We start from the raw sequence: 8,134 nt of genomic DNA on the forward strand, positions 1-8,134 counted from the left end.
CCGCCGGCGCCCGCCTCGGCGAGGCGCTCTCGGCCGGCCGCGATGCCCGCCGGATCGCCACCGCCGTGCCCGGCGGCGTCCAGCTTCCCGACGGGTCCGCCGACCCGGCGGTGGTCTACCTGCTGTGCACGCCGCCGGCACCGGACGGGCCGGTCGGCCTGGACCGGGTCGACGCCGCCCAGCGGGACGGCGTGCTGGCCCTGCACCGGCTGGTCCGGTCGCTGGACCGGCGCGGCCTGGGCAGCCGGCCGCTGTGGCTGTGCGTGGTGACCGCCGGCGTCTGCCCGGTCGGCGACGCCGTGCCGGCGCCGCTCGCCGCCGGACTGCACGCTCTGGCCGGCACCGTCTCCCGGGAGTACCCGGCGTGGCGGGTCCGGGTCGTCGACCTGGACGGTGCCGAGGTGAGCCCGCCGCCCGCCGTGGTGGCCACGCTGTCCGATCCGGCCCGGGTGCCGGCGCCCGGGCCGGCCGGCGCCGCCGTCCTGCGCGGCGGCCGCTGGTACGTGCGCGCCTTCCGGCCGGTACAGGGCACGGCTCCGGCCGGCGGCCCGCCGGCGCCGGTTCGCCGCGACGGTGTCTACGTGGTTCTCGGCGGCGCCGGCGGGGTGGGCGGTGTGTTCGCCGGTCACCTCGCCTCCGCCGGCGCGACGGTCGTCCTGCTCGGCCGCGGCGAGCTCGGCGACCGGGAACGCGAGGCGCTGGCGGAGATCGACCGCCGCGGCGGGACGGGCGTCTACCTGCGCGCCGATGCCACCGACCCGGCCGGACTCCGGGCCGCCGGACAGCAGATCGTCGACCGGTTCGGTGCCGTGCACGGCATCGTCCACTCGGCACTCGTGCTCCACGACCAGACGCTGCGCACGATGGACGAGAGCACCCTGTTCGCGGTGCTCGACCCGAAGGTGCGTGGCAGCGTCGCCTTCTGCGAGGAGTTCGCCGGCCAGCCGCTCGACTTCATCCTCTTCTTCTCCTCGGTGCAGTCCTTCGTGGCCAGCAGCGGCCAGGGCAACTACGCCGCGGCCTGTGCGTTCCAGGACGCGTACGCCGCACACCTGCGCGCGCTCGGCCGGCCGGTGACCGTGCTCAACTGGGGTTTCTGGGGCTCCGTGGGTGTGGTGGCCGACGCCGGTCACCGCCGTCGTCTCGCCGCCGGCGGCGTGCACTCCATCGAACCGCCGGAAGGCCTGGCCGCCATGCGATTGGCCCTGACCGCCGGGCTGCCGCAACTGGTCGCCGTGCGGGCGGACGCGGCGGTGCTGCGGGACACGCTCCCGATCGCCGCCGATGCGGCGCTTGTGCCGGCGGAGCCCGCGGTCCGGGTGCCGGTGTCCGTGCTGGACGCCCGGTACCGCCGTCCGGAACCCGATGACGCCACCATGACTGCCCTCGCCGACGGCTGGCGGGAGCTGGAGGCGTACTGCGCGGACCTGGTGGCCGCGCTGCTACGGGACTCGGGCCTGCTTCCCGCCGCGGATACAGCGGTACCGGTCGAGCAGGTGCCGGCCCGGCTCGCGGTCGCCGGCCATACCCGTCTCGTCCACGAGCTGGTCGCGATCGTCACGGAGGCGGGATGGCTGCGGCGCGACGGTGACCTGCTCCGCGCCGGACCGGCGGTCACCGGCGGGGAGGGTGGCCGCCGGCTGGACGACCTGCCGGGGCGGGCGGCGGGCATCCGGGCGCGCCATCCGGGCCTGGCGCCGTACCTGCGCCTGCTGGACGCGGTATGGCCGCGGTACCGGGAGATTCTCGGCGGGAGCGTCACACCGCAGGAGGTGCTGTTCCCCGGCGGCCGCGACGATCTGGTGGCGGCGGTGTACGCGGGCGACCCGGCCGCCGATCATGCCAACGCGCTCGCCGGCTGGGCCGTCGCCCGGTTCGTCGCGGCCCGCTCACCGCACGCGGATCGTCCGGTGACCGTGCTGGAGATCGGGGCCGGTACCGGCGCCACCACCCGCCGGGTGCTGGCGGCGCTGGACACCGGCGGCGCGCCGGTGGAGTACGTCTTCACCGACGTGTCCGCCGCCTTCGTCCGGCAGGGCTTCGCCGGGGACGACCGGGTCCGGTGCCGGCAGCTGGACATCGAACGCGATCCCGCCCCGCAGGGCTTCCCGGTCGCCGGGTTCGACCTCGTGCTGGCCGCCAACGTCCTGCACGCCACCACGGACGTGGCGGCCACCCTGGCCAACGCCAAACGGCTGCTGCGCCCCGGCGGCTGGCTGGTGCTCAACGAGGGCACGCGCAACCGTGCCTACGCCACACTGACCTTCGGCCTGCTCGACGGCTGGTGGCGGCACGACGACAGTGAGCGGCGGATCCCGGGCTCGCCACTGCTGGACCGTGATTCCTGGGCGGAGGCGCTGCGGGCGGCCGGATTCGAGCAGGTCCGGTCCTGGGACGTGCTGGCCGGCCACCAGTCCGTGTTCGTGGCGAGCAGCGACGGTCTCGTACCGCTCGGAACGGGCGAGACGGCCGCCGTTGTGGACGCTGCTCCGGAACCGGCCGCTCCGGAACCGGCCGGGGCGGCCGACCGGGTGGCGGCCGTCTTCGCCGAGGTGCTCAGCCTGGACCCGGACACGCTGGACCGGGACGCCGCGCACACGGATCTCGGGGTGGACTCGGTCGTGGCGATCCAGGTGGTGAACCGGCTCAACCACGCCCTGGGCATCACCCTGCGCCCCACCGACATGTTCAGCCACCCGACGATCGCGGCGCTCGCCGCCCACATCGCCGCCGAGCACGGCGAGCTGCGGCCGCCGCCCGCGGCGATTCCGGTGACCGTACCCGCCCGGGAGACGGCACCGGCGAGAGCCGGGGAGATCGCGGTGATCGGCATGTCGGCCCGCTTTCCCGACGCCCCCGACCTCGACCGGTTCTGGCGGAACCTGATCGGCGGGCACAGCGCGGTACGCGAGGTGACCCGCTGGCCGGCCGCCGACTTCTACGATCCCGATCCGCGGCGCACCGACCGCAGTTACAGCCGGTGGGGCGCGTTGCTCGACGACGTGGACCGGTTCGACCCGCTGTTCTTCAACATCTCCCCGAAGGAAGCCGAACGGATGGATCCGCAGCAGCGCCTGCTGCTGGAGGAGTCCTGGCGTGCCGTGGAGGACGCCGGCTACGCGGGCGGCGATCTCGCCGGGAGCCGCTGCGGCGTCTACGTCGGTTACAACGGCAACGACTACCTGCGTACGGTGGAGGCCGCCGAACCGCTGAGCGCGCACGCCTTCATGGGCAACAGTGAGGCCATCCTGGCCGCCCGCCTGTCCTACCTGTGGGATCTACGCGGCCCGTGCATCACCGTCAACACCGCCTGCTCGTCGTCGCTTGTCGCGTTGCACCTGGCTGCCGAGGCCCTGCGGTCGGGCGAGGTGGACACCGCCATCGTGGCCGGGGTGATGGTGATGAACACGCCGCTGTTCTACCACCTCGCCAGCCGGGCCGGGATGCTCTCGCCCACCGGCGCCTGCCACACCTTCGACGCCGCGGCGGACGGGTTCGTACCCGGTGAGGGTGTTGGTGTCGTGGTGCTCAAGCGGCTCGACGCGGCGCTGCGCGACCGCGACAACGTCCATGCCGTCGTCGCCGGCTCCGGGCTGAACCAGGACGGGCAGACCAACGGAATCACCGCGCCGAACGGCGCGGCGCAGACCGAGCTGACCACCGAGGTGTACGACCGATTCGGCGTCCGCCCCGAGCAGATCGGCTATGTGGAGGCGCACGGGACCGGCACCCGGCTCGGCGACCCGATCGAGATCGCCGCGCTCACCGACGCGTTCCGCCGTTCCACCGACCGCACCGGATTCTGCGCCATCGGATCGGTGAAGACCAACATCGGCCACACGCTCGCCACGGCCGGTATGGCCGGCCTGATCAAGCTGATCCTCTGCGTCCGGGAGGGGACGCTGGTGCCGTCGCTGAACTTCCGCGAGGGCAACGAGCTCATCGGATTCCCGGACACGCCGTTCTACGTCAACACCGCCGCCCGGCCCTGGCCGGAGCCGGACGGTCCGCGATACGGCGCGGTGAGCGCCTTCGGGTTCAGCGGCACCAACGCTCACGTCGTCGTACGCCAGGCGACCGAGGCGGCCACGCCTGCCGAGCCCTCGGCCCGTTCCCGCTACCTGGTCGGTGTCTCCGGCCACACCGAGCAGGCGCTGTGTACCCGCGTGGCCGATCTGCTGAGCTGGCTGGAGACGCGGGACGCGGTACCGGAGATCCGTGACGTCGCCTTCACCAGCCTGGTCGGCCGCGCACACCGCCGGCGGCGTGCGGCCTGGGTGGTCCGGAACACCGCCGAGCTGATCGACGCGTTGCGTGGCTGGCTGCGAGACGAGACGACCGGGCAGCCGGCCGAGACGCTGCCGGACGAGGTGGCGCAGCGGCGGTGCGCGGAGGCCGCCGACGGCCCGGACCGGGACGGCGCCCTCGCCACGCTCGCCGCCGGATACCGGGCCGGCGCCGACCTGTCGTGGCGGCGGATGTTCGCGGGCGAGCCCTGCCGGCGGCTGCCCCTGCCGACGTACCCGTTCGCCGGCGAGCGGTACCGGCTGGATTCGCCGGGGCCGGCGTCCCGCGACGACGACGGCCGGCCGCATCCGATGATCACAGCGGACCTCTCCACCGCCGGGCCGCGTTTCGCCGTCGACCTGGACGGCACCGAGTTCTACCTGCGGGACCACGTCGTGGCCGGCGAGCCGACGCTGCCCGGCGCTGCGGTCCTGGAACTGGCGCGGGCGGCGGGAGAACTGGCGGCTGGAACGCCGGTGGCGGGACTGCGCCGGATCACCTGGGCACGAGCCGTCACGGTGGACCGGCCCAGGGCCCTGCACATCACACTCGCCGCAACGGACCGAACCGGCGTGCTGGATTTCGCGGTTCGCGACGCGGATCCGGCCGACGGCCCCTACGCGACCGGGCAGGTCGTCGTCGCTTCCGATGGCACGGCTTCGCGACGCTCCACGCTCGACCTGGACGCGGTGCTGCGTCGCTGCGCCAGGCGCGTCGACGGCGCCGAGCTGTACCGCGGCTTCACCGCGGCCGGCATCCGGTACGGCGACACCTTCCGTACGGTTCGAGCGCTGCACTGCGCGGACGACGAGGTGCTGGCCGAGCTCGCGCTGCCGGACGGGACCCCCGGGACCGGTCTCCACCTGCACCCCTCCCTGGTGGACGGCGGGATGCAAGCCATCTCCGGGCTGTTCCCGGGCGCCGACGCGTGGACAGCGGGCCCGCAGATCCCGTTCACGGTCGGGCGTCTCGACGTGTACGGCCCCACGCAGCCGGTCCGCTACGCCCACGTGGTGCCCGCGCCGGGGCGTACCCGTTTCACCGTCACGCTGCTGGATTCCTCCGGCGAACCGGTGGTGGAGCTCGGCGACGTGGTTCTGCGGCCGGTCACCCGTACCCCCGCGGCGGGGCCACCACCGCGGACGCCGGACGACGAACGCCTCATCGGGCTGCTGCGGCGGCTGCACGCCGGCCAGGCCGAGGTGCACGAGGTCAAGCGGGAATGGGAGACGTTGTCGTGAACGAGGCGCCGCTGACGGTGGATGGCGTGCTGCACCGCGTACGCGCCGGTGAGCTCACGCCCGAGCAGGCGATGCCGTTGCTGCGGGACCTGGCCGCCGGCGACGCCGGCGCGGACGACCTGATCCGGCTGACCCCCGTCTGGGAGCCGGCACCGACGCCGGAGATCGCGGGCCGCCGGCACCGGCACGTGGTCCTGGTGGGCGGTGGCGACCTGGCCCGGTCCGGCGGCAGCTGGCCGGCCGACCGGCTGTCCGTCGTGGTTCCCGGGAGCCGCCTGCTGGTCCGGGAGGACGGCGTGGTGGAGGCTCCCGCCGATCCGGAGCAGGCCGGCCGGCTGTGGCAGCACCTGTGCGCCGGGGGAGTGCCCGACGCGGTCGTCTACGTCTGCGACCTCGACGTGCCCGGCGACCGCGGGCCGCACCCGGAGCAGATCGACCGGGAGGTCGTGTTCCTGCTCGGCCTGGTGCGCGCGGCCGCCCAGGTGCGGTCGGACGTCCCGATCCGGGTCGTCGTCGTGCATCCGGGTTCGGTGGTGGGCACCGCCCTCGGTGGTTTCGCCCGGTCGGTGCGGGCCGAATGCGGCTGGCTGGACCTGCGGGTGGTCGGTGTCGGCGGGCTGCGTGGTCCGGCGCTGGCGGCAGCGTTGCGGCCGGAGGTCGCCGGGGAGGGCGACGGCATCGAGGTACGCACCGACGGGGCGCTCCGGGAGGTGCTGGGTTATCGGCCGGCGCCGGTTCCCGGCGAGGCCGGTGTACCAGTGATCTCGCCCGGTGACGTGGTGGTGGTCTCCGGTGGACTCGGCGGGCTGGGCCGGCTGGTCACGGGCTTCCTGGTACGGCGATGGGGTGCCCGGGTGGTGCTGCTGGGCCGTTCGGATCCGGACGCCTCGGCGCGACAGTGGCTGGCGGGCTTGGGCGAGTCGGTGGTCTTCGTGCGTACTGATGTGTCGGTGCGCTCGCAGGCGCTGGCGGCGGTTGCGAGCGTGCGTGAGCGGTTCGGCCGGGTGGACGCGGTGTTCCATGCGGCCGGGGTCCGGGCGGACGGCTGGGTTCGCGAGAAGTCCGTGGCGGATTTCCGGTCGGTGATGGGGCCGAAGGTGTGGGGGGCGGTGTGGCTGGACGAGGCGACCGCAGGCGATGACCTGAAGGTGTTCGCCGGGTTCTCGTCGGTGGCCGGGTTGGCCGGGAATGCGGGTCAGTGTGATTACGCGTTCGCGAATCGGTTTCTGGACGAGTTCCTGCGGCGGCGGGCGGGGCGCAGCGTGTCGGTGGCGTGGCCGTACTGGGCGGACGGGGGCATGCGCATCGACGAGGCCACGCAACGCCTGATGCGTACCGTCGCCGGGATCCGGCCGATCGATGCCGGCGAAGGCCTCGCCATGCTCGAGCGTGCGCTGGCGGCCGGCGAGCCGCTCTTCATCGAACTGCACGGCGATCGGGAACGCATACTGCGGACCTTCCGGGCGATCGATGGCCGGTCCGGCCCCGAGCCCGGCCCCGACCTGGCGGAAACGCTCCGGCTGGGCGACCGCGTCCGCGAGGATCTGCTCGCCGCGATCCGGATCGTCCTCGACGTCGATCCCGCCGACGTCGACCTCGACGCCCACCTCAGCGAGTTCGGTTTCGACTCGATCTCCTTCACCGAACTGGCGAACGTGCTGAACGACCGGCTGGGACTCGACCTGTTGCCGTCGGTGTTCTTCGAGTACCCGACGCTCGCGGCGTTCGCCGATCACCTGCAGCGGGACCACCTCGACCGGCTGCATAGCCACTACGGTTCTCCGCCGATTTCCGTGGTCGAGCGGAAGCCGCCGGCGCCCGCGCCGGCCGATGTGCTGCCGGCCGACGCGGTGGCGGTGGTGGGACTGGCCGGGGTGTTCCCTGGTTCGGCGGACGCGGAGGGCTTCTTCGCCGATCTGGCCGCCGGCCGGGACCTGGTCGGCGAGGTGCCGGCCGACCGCTGGGACTGGCGCCGCTGGTACGGCGACCCGTGGACCGGCGGCAACCGCACCCCGGTGCGCTGGGGTGCGTTCCTGTCCGGGGTGGACCGGTTCGACCCGCGGTTCTTCGGCATCTCGGCGGCCGAGGCGGAGTTGATGGATCCGCAGCAGCGGATCTTCCTGGAGACCGTCTGGCGCACCATCGAGGACGCCGGCTACCGGGCCTCGGACCTGGCCGGCACCGACACGGGCCTGTTCGTCGGCGTCGGGGGTATGGACTACCTCGAGCTGATGCTGGCCGGCGGGCGCGGGCTGCAGCCGCACACGCCCACCGGGATCGCACACTCGGTCCTGGCGAACCGGGTGTCGTTCCTGCTCGACCTGCACGGCCCGAGCGAGCCGGTGGACACCGCCTGCTCCGCCTCCCTGGTCGCGGTGCACCGCGCGGTCACCAGCATCCAGCGCGGGGAGTGCAGCGCCGCCATCGCCGGCGGCGTCAACGTCATCGCGACGCCCACCGCGCACATCGCCTTCACCCAGGCCGGGATGCTGGCGCCGGACGGGCGGTGCAAAGTGTTCGACGCCGCCGCCGACGGCTACGTCCGCGGCGAGGGCTGCGGCGCCGTCCTCCTCAAACCGCTCGCCACCGCCCTCGCCGACGGCGAC

The 8,134-nt window shown here is 74.0% G+C and carries 2 protein-coding genes (1 of these 2 cut by a window edge); both read left to right on the plus strand.

Annotation, left to right across the window (positions count from 1 at the left end):
* A protein-coding gene (locus I4J89_RS32385; protein WP_196417927.1) for an SDR family NAD(P)-dependent oxidoreductase crosses the window boundary here: on the plus strand, positions 1-5,528 show its end. Its footprint begins 6,883 nt before the window's first position; the window shows 5,528 of its 12,411 coding nt (coding positions 6,884-12,411); its start codon lies beyond the left edge, outside the window; the stop codon is at positions 5,526-5,528.
* Positions 5,510-8,134: SDR family NAD(P)-dependent oxidoreductase (locus I4J89_RS32390; protein ID WP_196417928.1), on the plus strand; the 2,625-nt coding region annotated here is incomplete at its 3' end. The genes I4J89_RS32385 and I4J89_RS32390, both read left to right, overlap by 19 nt.

Source organism: Actinoplanes aureus (assembly GCF_015704865.1).
Lineage (GTDB): Bacteria > Actinomycetota > Actinomycetes > Mycobacteriales > Micromonosporaceae > Actinoplanes > Actinoplanes aureus.